The sequence below is a fragment of the Hymenobacter guriensis genome, from assembly GCF_015773195.1.
GTDB lineage: Bacteria > Bacteroidota > Bacteroidia > Cytophagales > Hymenobacteraceae > Hymenobacter > Hymenobacter guriensis.
Window position 1 is genome coordinate 90,252 of sequence record NZ_JADWYK010000001.1, and the last position, 21,502, is coordinate 111,753.

Consider the following 21,502-nt stretch of genomic DNA (forward strand, 5'->3'; position numbering starts at 1 on the left):
CAGCTTTTCAAGCATGGCGCAGGGCCTGCCTGGTTACGTGGTTACACTGGCTGGTGACACGCTACGGGGCACAGTAGCTGAAAAGCGTGCCGAGCAATTGGAGTTTTACGCCGATGCCGCCGGTCCCGCTCAGGTATTTCAGGCCAGCCAGCTGCGTGGGTATGGCTTGCAGGGGCAGCCGCTCATTGCCAGCCGGCTGGTAAAGCACGCCGACCATAGCACGACTGTGCACTTTGTACTTCCCTCTAGCATCGGCCCCGCCAGCCTCTATACCCTGGTGGAGAAGGCCCAACTGCTCCTGCAACCCACCGCATCGGCAGATACGCTCTACGAGTTGACGGCTACCAACTGGCATTTGCTGTTCAACCGCCACCTTACCCAGTGCCCTGCTGTGTCGCAATCCAGCCAGAGAGTATTGGATATGCCCTTCTCTGATACAAACGTGAAGCAACTGATCTATCAGTATAATCTGTGCGTGCAGCCCGCCTGGAAGCCAACAAGCACTGCCAAACCTGCCAACTGGCAGCGGGGCTATACCTTAAAGCTAGCCGGCTTTTATGTTTATGAAAAAGGCCTGGGACCTTATGGTGAAAAATTCCGGGGAGCTAGCGGAACGTTGGCTATGGAGTGGACTGCGGTGCGGGCCAGCGGATTTTTGGTTGGTTTTCAGGTTGAATATGGCCTCGTGCAGGTACGTTCCACACCGTATAAGCTTGCGCCATCAAGCGAAATAGAATTTCGCGAGCAGGAGCAAACGAATATGCTAAGCGGTACGCTGGCGCTAGGGCACCGTTTTGGTCGTTCCGATAAAGCAGGCTTCTACCTTATGGGCGGTCTGGGCCCAACAGCTCTGCTGCACGACCGCACCGAAACCCAGGAACGAGTAACGGGTGCCAAGGATTTTCAAACATCCTATTCAAATAGCTCGAACGCCTTTACCTGGCATTTCGAAGCCCGGGCGGGAGCTTATATTCCGCTGCCCAATGGTAAGCAGTTACAGTTAGGCCTCGTCGGTCGACGGTTCAATGGTGGGGATATCCGGTTTATTGGTATTCAGACCGGTTACTGCTGGAATCGGAAGTAGTGTTTTTGGCAGAGTAGCTCTTCATTCCTCTCCGCTGCCCTGCTGCCGCGCCGGCCACCGGTGCTTCACCTCACCGATAACCTGCGCCGAATAAATGCCCCGGTGACCCGAAAACAGGTACGCCACCACGCAGGCCAAGCCCAGGTATACGCCCGCCTCCGCTCCAAACAGCTCCAGGCCCATCAGCGTGCAGGCCAGCGGGGTGTTGGCTGCCCCCGCAAAAACGGCCACGAAACCCATAGCAGCCAGCAGCGCCACCGGCAGCGGCAGCACCAAGGCCAGGGCACTACCCAGTGCGGCCCCCATAAAAAACAGCGGGGTTACTTCGCCTCCCTTGAAGCCGCAGCCCAGCGTCAGAGCCGTCAGCAGCAGCTTCCAGGCGAAATCCTGCGGCGGCAGCGGCCGCTGGAAGGCTTCGACAATTACCGGAATACCTAGCCCCTGGTAACGGGTCGTACCCAGGCCCCAAAGAATAAGCAGCAACAGCAACCCTCCTGCTACTGGCCGCAGCGGCGCATACTGCAGGCGAGTGAACTGCCGGGTTATCCAGTGCGTGAGCGTGGCGAAGCTGCGGGCCGTGAGCCCAAACAGGGCGCCGGCCAGCAGCGTACAGCCCAGCCCCAGCGGCGTGAGCGGTAAAGCCGCCAGCTGCGGATAGGCCGTGTGGCCCACGCCCCAGCTTCGCGTCACAAAATCGGCTGCCACGGCGGCCAGAAAGGCGGGCAGCACGGCTTCGTACCGGATAGAGCCCAGCAGAAACACTTCCAACCCGAAAACGGCCCCGGCCAGGGGCGTGCCGAACACCGAGGCAAAGCCGGCACTCATGCCCGCAATCAGCAGCAGGCGCCGGTTGTGGGGGCGCAGGCGAAACAGGCGGGTGAGCTGGTCGGCCAGGGCGCTGCCCATCTGCATGGCGGTACCCTCGCGGCCCGCCGAGCCACCTGCCAGGTGCGTGAGCAGCGTGCTGCCCAGCACTAGGGGCACCAGCCGCAACGGCAGCCGGGCGCTGGGCTGGTGTATCTCATCTAAAATAAGGTTGTTGCCGCGTGCGGCCCGCCCACCCCAATAGTGGTACACCAGGCCGATGCCTAACCCCGCTACGGGCAGCAACAGCAGTACTTCTGGGTGCAACTCCCGCCAGCGCGTCACCCAGTCCAGCGCCACCAGAAACAGCGCTGAAGCCGAACCAGCCATAAGCCCAATCAGCCCGCAGATCAGCAGCCAGCGCAGCAGGAAAATCAGCGCCGCGGGCGTATCAGCAGTGCGCAGCCGAAGCGGCAACCGGCGCAGAGAGGGAAACATACGAGCCATAAACCGCACACTACGATGAAGCACCCAAGCTGCCGCAATGGCCGCCGGTTCAGTAGGAATCATCTGCGCAGAGCAGGCAGCTCCGGCGGTTCGCCCTGGAAACCCATCACCGTAGGCGGCTCCAAGATACACAGCGAGCCAGATCTTCAGCCTGCACCCCGCAAACAGTAGGCGAATACCTCCGAAAAGCGACGTTAGTCTTTCCGCTCGCGCCGCGTGCCCAGGATCAGCAGCACCAGAAACAGGAAGGCAGTAATACCCAGGCTCCACCAGGTAAGCACGGGAATGCCCTGCACGTAGCGCATTTCCGGGGAGTAGTGCCCCAGCAAACTCAGCCCCGAAAACAGCAGAAACGCCACCGCCAGCAAAGCCACAATGGTGCGCGAGACCAGCTGGTCGGCCTTGCGCAGCAGCAGCAGGTAGCCACTCAGCTCCACCTTCATGCGCAAGTCGCCGCGCGAAACCTTGCGCATGATCTGGCGGATATCGGCCGGGAACGTCTGCAGCAGGGCCAGCAGTTGCGTGCCCGTATACTCGGCTTCGCTGAGGATGTTCTCGGGCGAGTATTGTTCGGCAATGATGCGCGCCCCGTAAGGCCGCACGAACTCAAAGGTATTGAAGCGCGGGTGCAACACCTTACCAATGCCTTCCAGAATCACCAGGGCCCGCAAAATCAGGAACACCGCGCCCGGCACCTGCAGCTTGTACCTGTAGATGATATCCTGCAGGGAGTCGGCCAGGTCGCTCATGCTCATATCCTGCACGTCGAGGGTCGAGAAGTCCTCAATCAGGTCGCTCAGGTCGGCCTCGAAGGCGCGCATGTCGGGAATGTCGCTGGTGAGGGCCAGGCGGCGGAAGTTGAGCGCCATACCGCGGGCATCCTGCCGGGCCATGCCGATAAACACCCCCGCGAAGGCATATTTCTGCTGCTTGGTGAGCTTGCCCACCATGCCAAAATCAATGAGCACGATGGTGCCATCGGGCCGCACCAGCACGTTGCCGGGGTGCGGGTCGGCGTGAAACCGCCCGAACTCGAATATCTGCGTGAGGTAGATATCCATGCCGGTTTCGGCAACTTTCTCGGGGCTCAGGTCCCAGGCCAGCAACTGCGCCTTGTCCGTGATTTTGCAGCCCGCCACAAACTCAATCACCAGCACTTTGGTGGTGCTTACCTCCCGGAAGGGCTTCGGAATGTAGAAGCTTTCGTACTTCTCGTAGAGTTGGCGGAACTGCTCCAGGTTGCGGGCCTCAGAGGTGTAGTCCATTTCGCGCGTCATGCTGCGCTCGAAGGCATCCACGATATCCTCCGGGTTGGCCAGTCCCTGCTTGCGCAGGAAGCCGCCCGTCAGGCGCACCAACTCATGCAGCAAACTCAGGTCGGTGCGCACCTTTTCCTGTACGTCGGGGCGCTGCACTTTCACTACCACCTCCTCGCCCGTGAGCAGCCTGGCCTTGTGCACCTGCCCGATGCTGGCCGAGCCCAGCGGCACTTCCTCAAAATCACTGAACACGGTTTCGAGCGGCTGGCCCAGCTCCTGCTCGATAATCTGGCGGGCCAGGGCAACCGGAAAGGGCGGCACGTTGCTCTGGAGCTTCTCAAACTCGTCGATCAGCGGTTGAGGCAGCAAATCGGCGCGGTTGCTCAGGGCCTGGGCCAGCTTGATGAACGTAGGCCCCAGTTCCTCGATAATCATGCGAATCCGTTCCCAGCGCGTGGTTTCGAACACGGGCCGCTCGGCGTGCTGCCACGTGAGGCGGCGCTTGCTCGACACCAGGCGGCGCAGGGCGGTGCTCGTCACCACGTCTTCAAAACCGTAGCGCACCAGTACTTCCACTACCTGCCGGATGCGGCTCAGGTTTGATATCGTGTTTTTGAACATGCCAGGGAAACGGGCCAGAAAACGTTACGAAACTGCAAAATACGGAGGGCCTGCGGCCCGGCAACAGAAAAGCCAGCTCCCCGCAGGCGGTGGTGCTGGCTTTTCTGATAGCTGGACGGCGCGGGCGCCGTGCGGCAAGTAGCTTACGAAGCCGAGGCCTCGCTGCTGCCTTCCGACGTTTTCTTGGCGGCACCAGCCGTAGCAGCAGCCGATTTCTGCGTTTTGCCCGCGGCGGCGCTGGTTTTGTCAGCGGCTTTCTTCACCGTGCCGGCGGCTTTGCCGGCCGTGCTGCCAGCGGCAGCCTTAGCCGGAGCAGCTTTCTTGCCGGCTGTAGAGGTGGACGAAGCGGCAGTTGATTTCGAGGATGTAGCCGACGACTTGCTGCCTTTCACAGTGCGCTTCAGATCTTCCAGATCGGAGTTGGGAGCCACGCCCACGCCTTTAAGCACTTTGGCGGCCACACCCGAAATCTGCTTTTCAAACTCCTTGCGCTTGGTATCGGCGTTTTTCTTCAGGTCGTCCATGATCTTGCGGCCTTCCTGCTCCGACAGCTTGCTGTCCTGCACCAGCTTGTCGATGGTGGTTTGCACCCGGTCGGTGGTGAGCGAAACAAAGCCTACGCCGGCGTTGATGACCTTTTTAAACAGATCTTCCATGGGAATGTGGGGGTTGGAGAAGATGAAAATGACAACTATCCGAGCAACGGCCCCGCATAGAATAGTATGCAAGCCGACTACTTTGCAAACCTACGAAAAGAACCCTATATAGTTGGAAGTGAGTGAAAACATTTTTTCATCTTCCCTCTCATTCCTGGTCAAAACCTCACCCGTGTGCCCGTAGCCGTGCGCTGGCGGCGGTATTGCGCCCTACCCGCTGCCCGGCCCGGCGCACGGCATCGGCCGCGGCGGCCTGGGCCGCCCATACGCCGCGCACGAAGCCCGCCGCGTCGTCCAGGGCCTGACGCGCCTCGGGCAGCACCCGCCAGAACAAATGCCACCAGTGCACCAGGCCCTGGTAGCTTTGCAGCGTAACGGGCACCCCGGCCCGGCGGGCTTTCTCCACGAAACTCAGGCCATCGTCGCAGAGCACCTCGGCATCGGAAAGCTGAATAAGCAAGGGCGGCAAACCGCGTAGCTCAGCCTGGCCCGGCGACACCAGCGGGTGCGTGAGCGGGGTGTTGCCCGCATAGTGCGTGCCCCAGTTGCGGATCTGCAGGGCCTCCAGCAGCTGGGTTTCCTGCTTACAGACATCGCGCAGCACCTTTTCCGGCAGCACCAGGTCCGTCCAGGGCGAAAGGCCCATGACGGCGGCGGGTAGGGCCTCACCCGCCTCGCGCAAAGCCAGCGTCAGGGCCAGGGCCAGCCCGCCCCCGGCCGAGTCGCCGGCCACTAGGATATTTTCGGCGGGGTAGCCCTTGGCGCGGAGCCAGCGGTACGCCACCAGCGCATCTTCCAGCGCGGCCGGAAATGGGTACTCGGGGGCTTTGCGGTAGTCAATGGTGAAAGCGGGTAGTCCGCAGCGCTGGGCCAGGGAGCCGATAAGGCCGCGGTGCGTGTTGAGGGAGCCCAGCACATAGCCACCCCCGTGCAGGTAGAGCAGCACCCGGCTTTCATCGGTATGGGCTGGTCGAATCCACTCGGCGGCCAGGCCATCCAGGTCTACATCTTCCAGAAACACGTTCCAGGGCATGAACTGCAGCAAAGAGCCGAACTCGGCGGCCAGGCGCACGTGGGCCAGGCGCGGGCGCGAGGAAGCCAGCGCGGGCGTGGCCGCCGTGAGGAGCTGCTTGAGCAGCAGATGTTGGGTGGAGGGCATGCGGGAAGTGGGAGTTTGGCCGGCCTAAGCGAGAAGCTAAGCAGCCGGGCAGGAGCATCGGAGAGCGGAAACAGCCTATGCGGCTGCAAAAAATACGCATTTGCCGGCAGCTTCCCTACCCTATACGCAACCGGCTTTTTTTTGTCCGGCACCGGCTGCGGAAATTGGCAGTAGATCAGCCCGGCTGGCGGCGGTGGTCCGCTAATTTTTCGGTTAGAGAAGGCGGCGCAACCAGTATAGTAAGCTTTCCTGCGGAAGGGCGCTAGGCGTTTGGCTTTGGGGCTCTTTTGCCCAGGCGGTGGCCCCGGTAGCCCCGGATGGCAATAGGAATCCAGCCCAGAATGGGAATAAAAAAGGCCAGCGAAAGCGGATTGCGCCACACCATACGCCACCATGCCCCGGGCTTGTCGAGGTCGAGCCGGAAGTTGCGGCGGCCCTGGTACACGTACTGGCGCTCAAACTCCTGATACAGCGCCGGCCAGGCCCAGGGCAGGAAAAACGGAAAGTAGCGGCGGTTTTCCTTCATGCGCTGCCACAGCTGCCGCCACTGGTAGGGCTTCTGCCCGTGGGTTTGCACGGCGGCGTCCAACTCCCGCTGCATGCGCTGGCGCACCTGCTCGCTTAAGGCCAGATAATCTTCGCGGGTCAGATCTTCGGGGGCTTTGTCGGTCAGCTCGTAGGGACGGATGCGCTGGCCGAGCACGAAGGTAAGCTGGGCCGGAAACGCCATATAGAAGCACCAGGGCTGGAGCAGGACCAGCAGGATAATGGGCCCGAGCGGCAGAAACGGAATGCCTATTTTCTTGCTCAGGTTGTTTATCCAGTCCCAGCTGTAGGCGTAGGGGTTCAGGTACTCGCCGTTGATGGTATAGAACGGCACGATGTCGGTGCGGTGCTGAATGCCTAGGCGCACGATGCTGGTAGCCAGGCGCTGCAGCTGGTACTTGCGGTTGAAGCCCTTGCCGATGCCCGGCACGCCCTCGGGGTACAGCATCAGGTTATGGTCCTGATAGTACATCATGGTTTCGAAGTTGAGCGTGGTGGCATCCACGCAGCCGCACTTCTTCCAGAAGTCCTTGACCAGAAACGGATTCATGAGCACCGACTGCGACAGCAGGGGCGCCGACAACGGGCGAGGCAGGTCGCTGGGCTTGCGCAACTCCCGCAGCAAGTGCGCCAGGGCCACCATGGCATCCCAGGGGAAAGCCATGCCAGAGTGGTTGGAAGCGAAGATGAGGGGCCGCTCGGGGTTGTTGGGCTGCGGAAAATCCTCAAATCCTACCAGCTTGGAGCGAAACCACACCCGGTCGAGCAGCTGCATGATGTTCTCGTCGAGGGTGCGGGCAAACTCCTCGTCGAAATAATCGGAGTAGATGTGCTGGTTGGCCTGGATGGCGGGCGGCGGCTGGGGCGGCGTGGTAGTAGAGGCCGTGGGCATCGGGCGGGCAGAGCAGGCGAAGGTGGGCTGGTAAGGTAGCGAAATTGCCGAAAGTAGCCGCCGGGCTCAGATCTGACGCTTCAGCTGAATTCTGGCCGAGTGTAGTTCCCCATCGGGCCGGCGCACCAGCAGCAGAACCTGCCGGCCATTCTCTGAGTGCAACAGGCGGCTGATCTGGGTAAGAGACAACGCGTTGGCGGGCAGCAAATTCACGGACACCAGCTGGTCACCGGGAGCCAGCTTGGCTAAAGCCGCGGGAGAATCGGGCTGGATCTTCAGGATGATGTAGGTTCGATAATCTTCGCCGGTGGCCAGCAGCTCCAGGCCGCACATATCATGCTCAAACGGGTCTTTGTACAGCTCATTGGGCTTTAGCAGCAGCCGGTTGTGCGGGTAGTCGATAATGACGGTAAAGCGTTTGAGCAGCTCGAACCCCAGGTTGCCGTTGCGCTCGGAGTTGGTGCGCTGGTACACCTCAGAATTGTCGGGAAACGAGGTGAGCATGTTGGGAATATGATAGCGCCCGAGCTGCAGGCTGGATACGCGGCCCAGATAGCCGTTGATAAACCCGCTCAGGCCCCGCCCCAGCTGGGAACGAAGGCGCTTCTGGGGCACCTGCAGGCGCGGATCCGAGCCGGTTTCGATGGACAGCGCGTGGCCCGCTCCGGTATCGAGCACCAACTTCAGGGGCAGCTGCAGGGAATCGGTGAGAGCCACGCTGGTAGTAATGTACGACTTACTGCCTTCCATCGACAAGGGCATACTGGCCCAGCGGCGGCCATGCGGTGCGCGGTAGCGGGTGGGCTCGTAGGCAATCAGGCGTGACTCCGTGGGCCTCACTTCTATCACGAGGCTGCGAAACACATCGGCCCCCAGAATACCGTGGATAGGCATGCCCACATAACTGGAGAGGTCCAGAACATCATCCGATAAGACCATAACGGACAGGGCCGGGGCCATAATTCCCCCGACTTCTACCCGCACACTATCGGATATGTAGGCTTCCAGCGCGGTTTCTTCGCCTACGCCCATCACCTGAAAGCGCGGGCCGGCTTTCAGGCGCAGCTCGGCTTGTAGATAGGGGTCCGTCAGCAGGCTCACTCCTATCCCCGTGTCGAGCATGAAATTGTACGGGCCGCTGCCGTTCAGCTTTACCTGTACGATAATCAAGTTGCGCTGCAGCTGAAACGGGATGATGGTGTGCCGGGTCCGGGGCTTGCTTAAGGCAAATGAGGTATAGGCCTGACTAAACGCATCCGCTTCAGCTAAACCACACAATAGGACACACCCCAGCAGGCGAATTAGCCATGCCGAGCGCAAAAGTGTACGGGGGGAGCAACGGGTGGGCATTTTCGGGAACGTGCGGGCCGGGTAATATAGGAAAAAAACCCTTTGATTGCCAGCTCATTCTCCATAATTTACGTTGGTAACTCCCACGCACCGCGGGGCGCATACCACAGGAGGCCCGCCTCAATGCGGAGCGGGGCCGTCACGTTGTTGTGGTACAGCTGGCCGGTGCCCAGGCCCTGGGGCATGGCTCCGGTGTTTTGTTGGGCGGTGAACTGGCTGATGGCGTTCAGCCCCACGTTGGATTCCAAGGCCGAAGTAATCCACCAGCCAAGGCCGTGCTCCTGGGCCAGGGCCAGCCACTGGCTGGTAGCCGCCAGGCCGCCGACCAGCGTAGGCTTGAGCACAAGGTAGGCGGGCTGCACCACCTGCAGCAGGTGGCGCTGGCGGGCAGGGTCGGTTACGCCAATCAGCTCCTCGTCCAGGGCAATGGGTACCGGCGAGCTGCGGCACAGCGCGGCCAGCGCCTCCCACTGCCCGGCCCGGATGGGCTGTTCGATGGAGTGCAGGTCGAAAGCGGCCAGCTGGTCGAGCTTAGACGGCGCTTCGGCGGGCGAGAAGGCCCCGTTGGCGTCCACGCGCAACGTCAGCTCGGCGGGGCCGGCTTCGTGGCGAATCAGGCGCAGCAGCTCCAGCTCGGCGGCAAAGTCGATACCCCCGATTTTCAGCTTCAGGCAGCCGTAGCCTTCGGTGAGTTTCTTTCGGATCTGGGCGCGCATGAAGTCGGCGTCGCCCATCCACACCAGCCCGTTGATGGGAATGCCCCCTTCGCCCCGGCTGAAGGAGTTATCGAACAGCTGACGGCGGCCACCGTGCTGCCAGTCGAGCAAGGCCGTTTCGAGGCCGAAGCGCAACGCGGGCCATTCAGGTTCCAGCAGCTGGTTGATCTTAGGCTCATCGACGGAAGAAAAGCCAGCGGCGTTGAACGTATGGCAAAGCTGCCGCAGCCGGTCTTCAACGTCGGGACGGAAGTCGGGACTGAGGCCGGCCAGGGGCGCAGCTTCGCCCAGGCCAAGCTGGCCGGGCCGGGCAGCGTCGGTCAGGTGCAGGTACCAGGCCACGTGCTCGGTGAGGGCCCCGCGGGACGTGCGGGCCGGAAAGTTGAACCGCAGCGCGCGGTGCGAGTAGTGCAGGTGCAGAGCCATAGAAAGCAGGTGAACAGGCCGGGCCGCCGGCCGCGGCAAAGGTAGCCGGCCGGACCGGGCCGCTTCAGCGCTAAAACCCGTTCCGGCCTTTCGGAGTTACATGCCCGTACCGAACTCCTCCGTGTGCCCGTCGTTATGCCTGAGCTTGCCGCCGTTTCTGCCTTTCCTTCCGCTGCCCTTGCCGCCCGCTACGCGCAGGTGCGCCAGCAAACCGAGGCCATCTGCCGGCCGCTGCTGCCCGAAGACACCGTGGTGCAGCCCATCATCGACGTGAGCCCGCCGAAGTGGCACCTGGCGCACACCACCTGGTTTTTTGAAACGTTTATTCTGCAGGAATACCAGCCCGGCTACACGGTGCATCACCCCGACTATGCCTTTCTATTCAACTCCTACTACAACTCCCTGGGCTCCCGCGTGAACCGCGCCGACCGGGGTACCCTCTCCCGACCCGCGCTGGCCGACGTGTACGCCTACCGCGCCGCCGTGGATGACGCCGTGCGCCGCCTGCTCCAGGACCGCGCCGATGAGCTGCCGGCCGTTTTCCACGAGGTATTTGAGCTGGGTTTGCAGCACGAGCAGCAGCACCAGGAGCTGCTTATCACCGACATCAAGTACATTCTCAGCACCAGCCCGCTGGCTCCCAGCTATTTCAAGGAGGAATTGGGAGAGAGGATTGAAAAATTGCCTTCCACAGATTTTCCTGCGAAAACAGAGGACAATCATTCCTCATTCCCCAAAGCGTCCTGGCTGGCGGTGCCGGGCGGGGTGCACACCATCGGGCTGCAGGAAGATGGGTTCAGCTTCGACAATGAGCTGCCGGCCCACCAGGTGTACGTGGCCGATTTTGAACTGCAGAACCGACTGGTAACCAACGCCGAATTCCTGGAGTTTGTGGAGGCCGGCGGCTACCAGAATTTCCGGTACTGGATGGGCGAAGGCTGGGACCTGGCCCAGCGTGAGCAGTGGCAGGCCCCATTGTACTGGGTACCGGATGCGGCGGGCTGGCAGCGCTTTACCATGCGCGGCTTGCAGCCTCTGGAGCTGAACGCGCCCGTCACGCACCTGAGCTTTTACGAAGCCGATGCCTACGCCCAATGGGCCGGGGCCCGGCTGCCCACCGAAGCCGAGTGGGAAATTGCTGCCCGCTTTTTTCAGCCTGATGCCGCCGAAGGGAATTTCCAGGAAAGCAACCTGTTTGACACCCGCCCGCTGCCCACCGATGCCGACCCCGCCCGCTGCCACCAGCTGCTGGGCGACGCCTGGGAGTGGACGTACTCGGCCTACCACGCCTACCCCGGCTACGCCCGCGCGGCCGGAGCCCTGGGCGAGTACAATGGCAAGTTCATGGTGAATCAGCTGGTGCTGCGCGGGGGCTCCTGCGCCACGCCGGCCAGCCACATCCGCCTGAGCTACCGCAACTTCTTCCACGCCGATAAGCGCTGGCAGTTCACCGGCCTGCGCCTGGCCCGCGCCAGAAGTTAAGGGCTGTTGCCCGCCTGGCTATTCTTTCTTTCCGACTTCGCGCTGATTTGTATGCCCCGCTCTTCCGAAACGCCTACCTCCTTGCTTGCCGATACGTTTCCTTCCCCCGATGACCAGGCCACTGCCCAGTTGCTGGCCCACGTACGGGAGGGTCTCAGCCGCCAGCCCAAAACGCTGTCGTCTATGTACTTCTACGATGACGAGGGCAGCCGGCTGTTTCAGCAAATCATGCAGCTGCCGGAGTACTATCCTACCCGCACCGAGTTCGGGATTTTCACGGAGCAGGGCGCAGCCATTGGTGCGGCGCTGGCCCCAGCGGCGGGTACGCCGTTCCGGCTGGTGGAGCTGGGCGCCGGCGACGGCACCAAAACCATGCTGCTGCTGCGCGAGCTGCTGAGCCAGGGCGCCGACTTCACCTATGTGCCCGTCGATATATCGGGCGGGGCGCTGGCCGGGCTGGCCGAGAGCCTGCGGCGGGAGTTGCCCGAACTGCGCGTGGAGCCCATTGAGGCCGACTACTTTGCGGCGCTGGCCGGCCTGCGCGACGATGAGCCTAAAGTGGTGCTGTTTCTGGGCTCCAACATCGGCAACTTCCTGCCCCAGGACCGGCAGGAGTTTCTGCAGCAGCTGGCCAGCCACCTCACTTCCGCCGACCGCCTCCTCATCGGTTTCGACCTGCAGAAAGACCCGCGCATCATCCGGGCCGCCTACGATGACAGCCAGGGCGTGACGGCGGCCTTCAACCTCAACCTGCTCCGCCGCCTGAACCGCGAGCTGGGTGCTGATTTCGACCTGACGGCCTGGGAGCATTACACCGATTACGACCCGCTCAGCGGGGCCGTGCGCTCCTACCTCGTCAGCCGCCGGGCCCAGACGGTGCAGTTTGCCGGCGCCGGCTTCAGCTGCGGGTTTGCGGCCTGGGAAGTTATTCATACCGAAAACTCCTATAAGTTTACCCGCCCACAGATTGAGGCCCTGGCGCGTCCGGCCGGCCTGCGGGTGCAGCACTTCTTCACCGATGCCCGGCAGTACTTTGCCGATGTGGTGCTGATGCCGCAGGGCTGATTGCAAGACGCTTTAAGGCTCACGGATGAATTCTCCTTCGCTTATTTCACTGGCTTCCGGGTACGTTTCGTTTCCTACCCCGGCCGTAGTAGTAAGACAGCTGCAGGAAACTCTAGCTCAGCCGCTGACTTTCGCGAGTCCGGTGGCGGGCTTGCCGGAGCTGCGCATGGCCCTGGCTGGCCGCTACCCAAACGTGACGCCCGAGCAGGTGCTCGTTACGCCCGGTGCAAAGGCGGCCCTCTATACGCTTCTGCGCACCGTGCTGCAACCCGGCGACGAAGTGCTGCTGCCTACACCCAGCTGGTTTGGCTTTGATGAGCTGGTGCGGCAGGCCGGCGGCACGTTGCGCCTGCTACCGCTGAGCCCCGAAAACAACTACGCCCTGGAGCCCGCCGCGGTAGCGCAGGCTCTCACCCCCCGCACGCGGGTCTTTTTGTTTTCGAACCCCAACAACCCTACCGGCCGCATCTATTCCGCGCCCGAGCTGGAAACCGTGCTCGACGTATTGGCCACCCGCCCCGACGTGCTGGTCGTCAGCGACGAAATCTACGAGCGGATATCCTTTGGGACGCCGGTACCTTCCCTGCTTGATTTCCCGGACCGCGCTGAGCGACACGTGCTGGTACACGGCTTCTCCAAGTCGCTGGGGCTGGTGGGCTGGGGCGTGGGCTACCTCATAGCTCCCCCGGCCCTGACCGCGGCCTGTACGCACTGGCAGCATATGACGGCTGGTGCCGTGGCTGTACCCAGCCAGCTGGCCGCCCTGGCCGCCACCGAAGCCGCCGATGCCATTGCGGCTGAGCTGGTGGGTGAGCTGGCTCCCCGGCGCTGCCAGCTGTTGTCCGGCCTCACAAACTTAGGGCTGCCCTGTGCTTTTACCGAGGGCACCTACTACGCATTTCCCGATTTGCGCGCTTATCTGGACCCTACACTGCCACGTGTCGAAGCTGCGGCCTCTTTGGTGAAACAGTTGCGGGACGGCGGAGTAGAGGTAGTGGATGGTGCCACCTGCCACGCCCCGGGCTACGCCCGGCTTTCCTGCGCCGTACCGGAGCCAGAGCTAGTCACGGCGCTGAACCGGCTAAGCCAGGTACTGGCAACACTTCGGCCCGAATAAGCACCGGGGCGGCCGGGGGTTGTACCTTTGCGGCTGATTTTTCCGCTGCTCATGTCGCTTGCTTCCCTCCGCCCGCATTTCAAACCCACTCTTTTACTGGCTTACCCGGTTGTTATCAGTCAGCTGGGGCACGTACTCGTGAATGTGTGCGACAGTATGGTGGTGGGTCAGCTGGGCATCGTTCCGCTGGCGGCCGTGTCGTTGGGCGTGAGCGTGAGTACGGTAGTGCTGGTGTTTGGTCTGGGTTTGTCGATGGGCATTACGCCCCTGGTAGCCGCCGCCGACGGCCAGCGCGACGTGGCCCGTATCGGGCAGCTGCTCGTGAATGGCGTACTGCTGTGCACGCTGGCGGGTGTGATGCTGGCCCTGGCCGGGCTGGTGGTGCCGTGGGGGCTGCAGTTTCTTCGGCAGCCGGCCGCCGTAGTGGCACTGGCCGCGCCGTGGGTGCGCATCATGTTTATGTCCTTGCTGCCGCTGATGGTGTTTCAGGGCTTCCGGCAGTTTGCCGAGGGCCTGGGCCTCACCCGCCAGGCTATGTATCTGTCGGTGCTGGCCAATGTGCTCAATGCCCTGCTGTGCTATGCTTTGGTATTCGGCAACTGGGGCGCGCCGCGCCTGGGTATGGTGGGCTCGGCCTGGGCCACGCTCATTTCCCGGGTGCTGATGGCTATTCTGATGGCTACCTACGTGCTGCGGGCCCGACGTCTGCAGCCTTACCGCGCGGCGGTGGGAGCCTGGCGGCCTTCCGGGGCCGTGCTGCGCAAGCTCACCGACCTTGGAGCGCCCATTGGAGTACAGATGATGTTTGAGGTAGGCGCCTTCAGCGTGTCGGCCATTATGATTGGCTGGCTGGGCGCTACCGCGCTGGCTGCGCACCAAATTGCCATCAACGTGGCCTCGGTTACCTACATGGCGGCCAGCGGCATCGCGGCAGCGGCTACCATCCGGGTGGGGCGGCAGCGCGGGCTGGGTAATGCCTTAGGCAGCCGCCACGCGGGCTATACGGCTTACCTGCTCACGTTTGCTTTCATGAGCGGGATGGGGCTGGTGCTTGTTTTTGGCCGGTTTTTTATTCCCACGCTCTACAATCACAACCCCGAAGTGGTAGGGCAGGCAGCTTCCCTGTTGCTCATTGCCGCGCTGTTTCAGGTGTCGGATGGGGTGCAGGTGGTGGGGCTGGGCGCATTGCGCGGGCTGGAGGACGTGAAGTGGCCCTCGGTGGTGGCGCTGCTGGCGTACTGGGCCGTGGCGCTGCCGCTGGGCTACGTGCTGGGTTTTGTATTTAAGCTGGGTGCTATGGGCGTCTGGACGGGACTACTCACGGGCCTTTCGCTGGTGGCCGGCGTGCTGCTGTGGCGTTTCAACCGCTTTAGTGCCGTAGCAGTGAACGAACCCGCCGCCGTGCTGCGTTAGCCCCGGAACAGACTTATTCCGCTGTACCCGCTATGCTACTTTCCTTGATTTCCGTGCTGCCGCTGTGGCTGAACTGGTTGAGCCCAGTCGCTCCTACCCCGCCGATGGCGGCAAAGCTGGCTCCAGCTCCTGCCCTGGCATGGTCGGCCAGCCGGCCGCTGAGCTGGGCCGACTTCCAGGCCCAACCCGGCGCGCCCTCCAATATTGCGGCCCTCACTTCGGCCAACATTAGTGTAAACGTCGGCTGTACCGATTTCAAGTTCAACGCGGCCGTGAAAGCCGTATTTACGCCCTCCGAATCCTGGGTGCGCGAGCCGGGCAAAGCCAAGCCCGAGTTGCTGCGCCACGAGCAGGCACATTTCGACCTTACCGAAGTACATGCCCGCCAGATGCGCCAGAAGCTGGCACTGATGCAGTTCGACTGCGACAAGCTACAGCCGGCTTTGAACAACTACACCAAGGTAGCTTTTATGATATGGCAACGGGATATGTCCCGCTACGATCAAGAAACCAACCACGGCCTGAATGCCGAACGGCAGCAGCAATGGGAAGCTGCCGTAAAGCAGCGCCTAGAGAAGCTCAGCGCCTACGCATTGCCGGAGTGAGTTGGCTGGTTGTCATGCTGAGCGCAGCCGAAGCATCTCTACCGCTTCGTTAGGATACTACACTATCCAGACGCTTCGACAAGCCCAGCATGACCATTTACGACCAACCGCTAACAGCCAACTACCAACTTATCCCGTAGCTTGGGCCGCAAAAAAGCCCTATGGAAACGACAGGCACCCCACTTAGCTGGGCGGAGTTTGAACGCGTGGAGCTGCGCGTAGGTACTATCGTAGAGGCACGGGAGTTTCCCCAGGCCCGCAAGCCGGCATTTCAGCTGCTGATTGATTTTGGCCCCGAAATCGGCCGCAAGCGCTCCAGCGCCCAGATTACCCTACGCTATCAGCCACAGGATCTGGTTGGGCGGCAGGTGGTGGCCGTGGTCAATTTTCCGCCTCGCCAGATCGGGCCATTCATGTCGGAGGTGCTGGTCACAGGTTTTTCGGATACCGACGGCGCCATCGTGCTCATCGGGCCCGATACGCCCGTGCCAAACGGGCAGCGGCTGCACTAGCGGCCGCGCCGGTACAGTTGGTGGGGCGGTGGTGGAGAAGAAGGCGCCGGCGCTCCGGGGGGCCGGTACTTGGCGCCCCGGGCCGTGAGGGAGTCCAGTACTAAGTCGTATACTTCCTGCAGGTCTTTGTCGTGGAGGGTGTAGTAGCGGTAGCTCCGGGCGAAAGCCGAGTCGCTGACCTGATTGCGGCGCAACACACTATCCTGCAGCTGCATGTACAGGGCCTGCGCCGAGTCGGTGGTCAGGCGCGAGGCATCTACCCGGGCTTCGGCCAGATGCAGGTCGGTGAGCAGGCGGGCCATTTGGGGCTTGGGCACCAGCGGCTGGGGCGGCGCTATTTCATCGGAGCGCTGGCAGCCAGCCAGCAGCGTGAAAGCCACGCCGGCACAAACGGAAAGAAGTTTCACGCGGCAAAGTTAGGAAGATGCGTTAGTTTAGCCGGAATGAAGGCCGCCGAAGCCACCCCACTGCAGCAGCTTATACGCAAGCTGCGCCAGTTCGAGATTCGCATTCGTCATGCCGTCGACGCGCAGCTGCAGGGCAACTTCCATTCCGTGTTCAAGGGCACGGGGCTGGAGTTCGACGACGTGCGCCTCTACCAGTACGGCGACGAGGTGCGGGCCATCGACTGGGCCGTATCGAGCAAGGGCCACGGCACCTTCGTGAAAACCTATAAGGAAGAGCGTGAACAGCAGGTACTGCTGCTGCTGGATGTGAGTGCCTCCCAGCGCGTGGGCGCGGCCGGCCGTCGCAAGATTGACGTGGGCCGCGAAGTATGTGGATTGCTGGCCCTCACAGCCGCCCGCCAGAGTGCCCAGCTCGGCATACTGGCTTTTTCCGACCAGAAAGAGCTGTATCTGCCGCCGGGCAAAGGCATCCGGCACGCCTACGCCCTCATCAAAGGCCTGTTCGATCTTACACCTCGCTCCCCACACACCGCCGTAGCGGCCGGCATCAAGCAGGCGCTAGGCCTCATCAAGCGTCGCAGCCTGGTCATTCTGCTGTCTGATTTTATCGATACCGGCTACGAGCGGGAGCTGACGATGCTGGCCCGCAAGCACGACCTGATTGTGGTGCAGCTGCTCGACCAGCGGGAGCGGGAGTTCCCCCCCCTGGGCATCGTGCCCCTGCTCGACCAGGAATCAGGTCGTACGGTGTGGGTGAATACGTCCTCAGCCGCCTTCCGGGCCCGCTACCGGGCCACCTACGAGCAAAACCGGGAGCAGATCGGGCAGATCTGCCGCCGCCACCGCACCGAGTTCGTGTCCATTGCCACCGATGCCGACTACGTGCCGCAGCTGGTGAACCTGTTTCGGCGGCGCAACCAACGCAGTCGTGGGTAGCCGCTGGGTGGCGCGCCTTGGCCTGGCGCTGTTGCCGCTGGTGGCCCTGGCGCAGCAGCCGGAGCCCGTCGGCCGGTTCCGGCAGCCCACCACGCAGGTAGGCGACGTAGTGGAGTTTGAGCTGACGTTCCGGCACCCGGCCGCGCTGGAAGTGGTCTTTCCCGATTCCACGGCTGATTTCCGGCCGTTTGAGTACGTGGGGCGCCGCTACTCCCCTACCCGCACCCTCCAGGGCCAGAGCCTCGACCGCGCCGTATACCGTCTGCGCACCTTCGCCCTCGACTCGGTGCAGCAACTGAGCTTGCCCGTAATGGTGCTGCGCGGCCGCGACTCCGTGTTGCTGCCCACGGCCCCGGCGGCGGTGCGGCTGCGCTTTCTGGCTCCGGCCGCCACGGCTTCTCCGCCCGCACTGCGCGCTACCACTACCCTGCTGCCGGTGGAGGCCCGCTTCAACTACCCCTACTGGCTGACGGCCCTGGGCGGGCTGATGGTGCTGAGCGGCGGGCTGGTGCTGCTGTTTCGAAGGCGCCTGCGCCGCCGCTACCAGCGCTACAAGCTCCGGAAAAACCACGCTTACTTTCTGGCCCAGTATGCTCGCCACATCGAGCGGTTTGAGTTGTCGCGCTCGGCTACCAATATGGAGCGGGCCATTACGCTCTGGAAAAACTACCTCACCCGCCTCGAAGACAGCAACCTCAACTCGCTTACGACCCGCGAGGTGGAAGCCCACTACCAGCACCACCCGGCCATGAGTAGTGCCCTGCGCGTAGCCGACCGGGTGGTGTATGGCAACCTGCTGGCCGAGGACGAAACGCCGGAAATAGACCAGGCCTTTGCGCAGCTGCGCGAGTTTGCTGAGCAGCGCTACCAGCTGGCGGGCGCCCGGGTGCAGGCGGCGTAAGCGGCCGGCTCGCGGCCACGGTGCCACATTCCCGGCTGGGGCCGTAGCTTTGCTTTCTTCCCGGCCCGACTTTTTTTCCCACCGCCTTCATGCTCACGTTGCTGGACGGCCTGCGCTACTCTACCCTCACCAGCTATTCCTGGGAGTGGCCGCGCGTGCTGCTGCTGCTGCCGGCCCTGCTGCTGCTGCCGGCCCTGCGGTGGCTGCTGGCACACCGGTGGCGCACCCGGCTGGGGGTAGCCTTCGTGGCGGGCCGGCTGCGCACGGACTGGTCGGCGCTGCTGCGGTTTCTGCCCGATCTGGTGCTGCTGCTCTGCCTGGCCTTTGCGGTGCTAGCCCTGGCCCGCCCCCAGCGCACCGACGAGCGGGTGGTGCAAACCGGCGAAGGCATCGATATTCTGCTGGTGCTGGACGTGTCGGGCTCCATGGAGCTGCAGGACCTGCAGCCCAACCGCCTGGAAGCCGCCAAGCGGGTAGCCCGCGAGTTTGTGGCCGGCCGTGCCGGCGACCGGATCGGGCTGGTGGCGTTTGCCGGCGACGCCTACTCCCTGGCCCCGCTTACCACTGACTATGACCTGCTGCGCGAAAACCTGGGCGAGCTACGCCTGGGCATGATTGCCAACGACGGCACCGCCATTGGCACGGCCCTGGGCGTGGCCACCAACCGCCTGCGCGACTCCCGTAGCCGCACCAAAGTCTGCATTCTGCTTTCCGACGGCGAAAACACGGCCGGCAACCTCGACCCGCTGCTGGCGGCCCAACTGGCGCACGCCTACGGGCTGCGGCTTTATACCATTGGCGTGGGCCAGGATGGTACCGTGCCCTTCGGCAAGGACGAGTTTGGCCGCCCGCGCTACGTGGAAACCCGCCTCGACGAAACGGCCATGCGCCAGCTGGCTACGGCCGGCGGCGGCCAGTTCTTCCGTGCCACCGACACCGAAGCCCTGCGCGAAGTCTTCGACCAGATCAACCGCCTGGAAAAGTCGGAAATCAAGCAGACCCGCTACCGCAACACCACCGACCACTACCGCTACTACCTGGCCTGGAGCATAGCCTTCTGGCTACTATGGCTGGCCCTTAAAAACACCTTTCTCACCAACTCACTGGAAGACTAACGCTTCGCTTAATGTGCTAATTTGGAAAATGTGCTGATGTGCTGAGTACGTCCCTCAACACATAAGAGAAACCCAGCCCTTTCTCTTAACATTAGCGAAGTAAGGTGCATTAGCACATTTTTCACATTCTCCACCTTAGCGAAGCGCAGCACATTAAAAACATGTCCATAGCCGAGAACATTCGTTTTTTTGAGGAGCAGCTGGCTGGCACCGGCGCTAGGTTGGTGGTCGTCACGAAAACGCACCCCGTGGAGCGGCTGCGAGAGGCCTACGAGGCCGGTGCCCGCATCTTCGGCGAAAACCGCGTGCAGGAAATGACGGCCAAGCAGCCCGAGCTGCCCAATGACGTGGAGTGGCACCTTATTGGGCACCTGCAAACCAACAAGGTGAAGTACATAGCGCCCTTTGTACACACCGTGCAGAGCCTCGACAGCCTGAAGCTGCTGGAGGAGTTGGAAAAGCAGGCGGCCAAACACAACCGGGTTATCGACGCCCTGCTACAGTTTCATATTGGCGAGGAAGCCACCAAAACCGGCCTCACCCTGCCCGAAGCGGAGAACCTGCTAACGTCTGATACTTTCCGTCAGCTGCGCCACGTGCGCATTGTGGGCGTGATGGGCGTGGCTACGTTTACGGATGACGAAGCCCAGCTCCGCCGCGAGTTCCAGACGCTGCGCGGCTACTTCGAGCAGCTGCAGGTGCGGTATTTCATGGATCAGCCAGCTTTCCGGGAGCTTTCCATGGGTATGAGCTCCGACTACTCCTTGGCTTTGCAGGAAGGCAGCACGCTTATCCGGGTAGGCAGCGCTATTTTTGGCGCCCGGGGTTGACTGGTTTGATGGTTGTCTTGTTGAATGGCTGTGTTGTCATCAACTAGGTAGTTCCTTTTGAGAATATGCGGTACATTTTTACTTTTTTGCCGCTTCTACTGCTGCTGGCGTGCCAGGGTTCTTCTGAGAAAGCGGCTCATGCTTCCGCCAAAGTGGCCGAGTCTTCCCGCATAGCACCTGCTTATTCAGCTGATTCGATGCGTGCGGCCCGGCTGGCAGCCCAACGCTACGTAATCGATACTATGGCAATCCTGACCAAAAAGCGGTTGCCGGCCTTACTGGAAAAACTGCAGCGTACCAAGCTCAGAACGTACACTTCTGCCCAGGCACTGCCGCCGGTAGTAGCCGCCTTCCTAGCGTTGAAGACCGGGGCTAATGGCCCCCCTGAAATAGCCGACCGCGGAGCACCCTTTGAGGCAACAGATGTTGTTTATGATAACTCCTTACCAATTCGGCAGTTGATCTATCTGGGGCAGGGTGATGATATGGTGTTGCTGGCCTACTATCAGGGAGGCTTTGGTCTGTCTGTGCACGTTGCCATTTTTCAGTTGAGGCATAACAAGATTCAGGATATGTGGTCTGGCTGTTTAACCGGTGACCCTACTGCCAAGGAAGACCTTATACAACAATTGCACGAGCTACCCCTCGAAAGAACCATAACCGGCTGCGGTCTATGCTTTTAGCAAAAGCCAGTCAACCACTTAACAATCCAACCATGCACCTAACTGCCCGCGTTATTCTTCAACTGGCCGCCGTGCTGGGCTTGCTCAGCGTTGGCATCGGCGCGTTTGCTGCCCACGGCCTGCACGACATGCTCCAGCGCACCAACCGCCTCGACACGTTTGAAACCGCCGTGCGCTACCAATTCTACCACACTTTGGCCCTGGTGGCGGTGGGCGTGCTGCTGGCCGCCCGACCCGAGCTGCAGGGCCTGGGCCGCACCGCCGGGCTGTGGCTGGGCGGCATTGTGCTGTTCAGCGGCTCCTTGTATTTGCTCTGCTTTACGGGCTACACCAAGCTGGGTGCCGTCACCCCCATCGGCGGGCTGCTGTTTATTGCGGGCTGGATCAGCCTGCTGCTGGTCGCCCGGCAGCTGTAG

At 62.2% G+C, this 21,502-nt stretch carries 21 protein-coding genes; 13 read left to right on the forward strand and 8 right to left on the reverse strand.

What is annotated here, in order from left to right; genetic code table 11:
• The first annotated feature begins 13 nt into the window (after nucleotides 1-13).
• On the forward strand, nucleotides 14-1,084 hold the full coding sequence (locus I5L79_RS00350) for a hypothetical protein (RefSeq protein ID WP_196953033.1): 1,071 nt from the start codon (nucleotides 14-16) through the stop codon (nucleotides 1,082-1,084).
• A 21-nt stretch (nucleotides 1,085-1,105) separates the two neighbouring features.
• Here the strand turns inward: I5L79_RS00350 and I5L79_RS00355 are convergent, their stop codons facing one another.
• The 7 genes from I5L79_RS00355 to I5L79_RS00385 all read right to left on the reverse strand — a co-directional run bounded on the left by I5L79_RS00355 (nucleotide 1,106) and on the right by I5L79_RS00385 (nucleotide 10,020).
• Nucleotides 1,106-2,458, reverse strand: coding sequence for a chloride channel protein (locus I5L79_RS00355; RefSeq protein WP_231402626.1), 1,353 nt, complete (start codon nucleotides 2,456-2,458; stop codon nucleotides 1,106-1,108).
• Between the two features lie 131 nt (nucleotides 2,459-2,589).
• Nucleotides 2,590-4,275, reverse strand: a complete 1,686-nt coding sequence (locus I5L79_RS00360; protein ID WP_196953034.1) for an ABC1 kinase family protein — start codon at nucleotides 4,273-4,275, stop codon at nucleotides 2,590-2,592.
• 143 nt (nucleotides 4,276-4,418) lie between these two features.
• Nucleotides 4,419-4,931 carry a phasin family protein gene (locus I5L79_RS00365; RefSeq protein WP_196953035.1) on the reverse strand — a complete coding sequence of 171 codons (513 nt, stop codon included), beginning with the start codon at nucleotides 4,929-4,931 and terminating at the stop codon, nucleotides 4,419-4,421.
• A gap of 166 nt (nucleotides 4,932-5,097) precedes the next feature.
• Nucleotides 5,098-6,090 (reverse strand): alpha/beta hydrolase, encoded by a 993-nt coding sequence (locus I5L79_RS00370; protein ID WP_196953036.1) that lies wholly within the window; start codon nucleotides 6,088-6,090, stop codon nucleotides 5,098-5,100.
• A gap of 262 nt (nucleotides 6,091-6,352) precedes the next feature.
• Nucleotides 6,353-7,528: a lysophospholipid acyltransferase family protein gene (locus I5L79_RS00375; protein WP_196953037.1), complete on the reverse strand. Its 1,176-nt coding sequence runs from the start codon at nucleotides 7,526-7,528 to the stop codon at nucleotides 6,353-6,355.
• Nucleotides 7,529-7,594: 66 nt separating this feature from the next.
• Nucleotides 7,595-8,806: an aspartyl protease family protein gene (locus I5L79_RS00380; RefSeq protein ID WP_231402628.1), complete on the reverse strand. Its 1,212-nt coding sequence runs from the start codon at nucleotides 8,804-8,806 to the stop codon at nucleotides 7,595-7,597.
• Between the two features lie 140 nt (nucleotides 8,807-8,946).
• A complete protein-coding gene (locus tag I5L79_RS00385) occupies nucleotides 8,947-10,020 on the reverse strand; it encodes an o-succinylbenzoate synthase (protein ID WP_196953039.1) in 1,074 nt (357 codons plus the stop codon).
• 135 nt (nucleotides 10,021-10,155) lie between these two features.
• On the opposite strand from I5L79_RS00385, the gene egtB reads away from it, so the two are divergent.
• From egtB to I5L79_RS00415, 6 genes are all read left to right on the forward strand, one after another.
• Complete coding sequence (gene egtB / locus I5L79_RS00390; protein ID WP_196953040.1) at nucleotides 10,156-11,502, forward strand: ergothioneine biosynthesis protein EgtB; 1,347 nt, start codon at nucleotides 10,156-10,158, stop codon at nucleotides 11,500-11,502.
• A 51-nt stretch (nucleotides 11,503-11,553) separates the two neighbouring features.
• A complete protein-coding gene (gene egtD, locus I5L79_RS00395) occupies nucleotides 11,554-12,567 on the forward strand; it encodes an L-histidine N(alpha)-methyltransferase (protein ID WP_196953041.1) in 1,014 nt (337 codons plus the stop codon).
• A 25-nt stretch (nucleotides 12,568-12,592) separates the two neighbouring features.
• Complete coding sequence (locus I5L79_RS00400) at nucleotides 12,593-13,684, forward strand: pyridoxal phosphate-dependent aminotransferase (RefSeq protein ID WP_196953042.1); 1,092 nt, start codon at nucleotides 12,593-12,595, stop codon at nucleotides 13,682-13,684.
• Between the two features lie 51 nt (nucleotides 13,685-13,735).
• Nucleotides 13,736-15,097 carry an MATE family efflux transporter gene (locus tag I5L79_RS00405; protein ID WP_196953043.1) on the forward strand — a complete coding sequence of 454 codons (1,362 nt, stop codon included), beginning with the start codon at nucleotides 13,736-13,738 and terminating at the stop codon, nucleotides 15,095-15,097.
• 32 nt (nucleotides 15,098-15,129) lie between these two features.
• A complete protein-coding gene (locus tag I5L79_RS00410) occupies nucleotides 15,130-15,702 on the forward strand; it encodes a DUF922 domain-containing protein (RefSeq protein ID WP_196953044.1) in 573 nt (190 codons plus the stop codon).
• A gap of 161 nt (nucleotides 15,703-15,863) precedes the next feature.
• Complete coding sequence (locus tag I5L79_RS00415) at nucleotides 15,864-16,214, forward strand: tRNA-binding protein (protein ID WP_196953045.1); 351 nt, start codon at nucleotides 15,864-15,866, stop codon at nucleotides 16,212-16,214.
• Here the strand turns inward: I5L79_RS00415 and I5L79_RS00420 are convergent.
• Nucleotides 16,211-16,621 (reverse strand): DUF4296 domain-containing protein, encoded by a 411-nt coding sequence (locus I5L79_RS00420; protein WP_196953046.1) that lies wholly within the window; start codon nucleotides 16,619-16,621, stop codon nucleotides 16,211-16,213. The genes I5L79_RS00415 and I5L79_RS00420 overlap by 4 nt on opposite strands.
• A 36-nt stretch (nucleotides 16,622-16,657) precedes the next feature.
• On the opposite strand from I5L79_RS00420, the gene I5L79_RS00425 reads away from it, so the two are divergent.
• The 6 genes from I5L79_RS00425 (at nucleotide 16,658) to I5L79_RS00450 (ending at nucleotide 21,502) form a co-directional block, all read left to right on the forward strand.
• Complete coding sequence (locus I5L79_RS00425; protein WP_196953047.1) at nucleotides 16,658-17,557, forward strand: DUF58 domain-containing protein; 900 nt, start codon at nucleotides 16,658-16,660, stop codon at nucleotides 17,555-17,557.
• The gene (locus I5L79_RS00430) at nucleotides 17,550-18,458 is read left to right on the forward strand and encodes a hypothetical protein (protein WP_196953048.1); all 909 of its coding nucleotides are present in this window, start codon (nucleotides 17,550-17,552) and stop codon (nucleotides 18,456-18,458) included. Before I5L79_RS00425 ends, I5L79_RS00430 begins: the two co-directional genes overlap by 8 nt.
• 89 nt (nucleotides 18,459-18,547) lie before the next feature.
• Nucleotides 18,548-19,573, forward strand: a complete 1,026-nt coding sequence (locus I5L79_RS00435; RefSeq protein ID WP_196953049.1) for a vWA domain-containing protein — start codon at nucleotides 18,548-18,550, stop codon at nucleotides 19,571-19,573.
• A 161-nt stretch (nucleotides 19,574-19,734) separates the two neighbouring features.
• Nucleotides 19,735-20,403 (forward strand): YggS family pyridoxal phosphate-dependent enzyme, encoded by a 669-nt coding sequence (locus I5L79_RS00440; RefSeq protein WP_196953050.1) that lies wholly within the window; start codon nucleotides 19,735-19,737, stop codon nucleotides 20,401-20,403.
• Between the two features lie 86 nt (nucleotides 20,404-20,489).
• Nucleotides 20,490-21,086, forward strand: a complete 597-nt coding sequence (locus I5L79_RS00445; protein ID WP_196953051.1) for a hypothetical protein — start codon at nucleotides 20,490-20,492, stop codon at nucleotides 21,084-21,086.
• Between the two features lie 32 nt (nucleotides 21,087-21,118).
• Nucleotides 21,119-21,502: a DUF423 domain-containing protein gene (locus I5L79_RS00450; protein WP_196953052.1), complete on the forward strand. Its 384-nt coding sequence runs from the start codon at nucleotides 21,119-21,121 to the stop codon at nucleotides 21,500-21,502.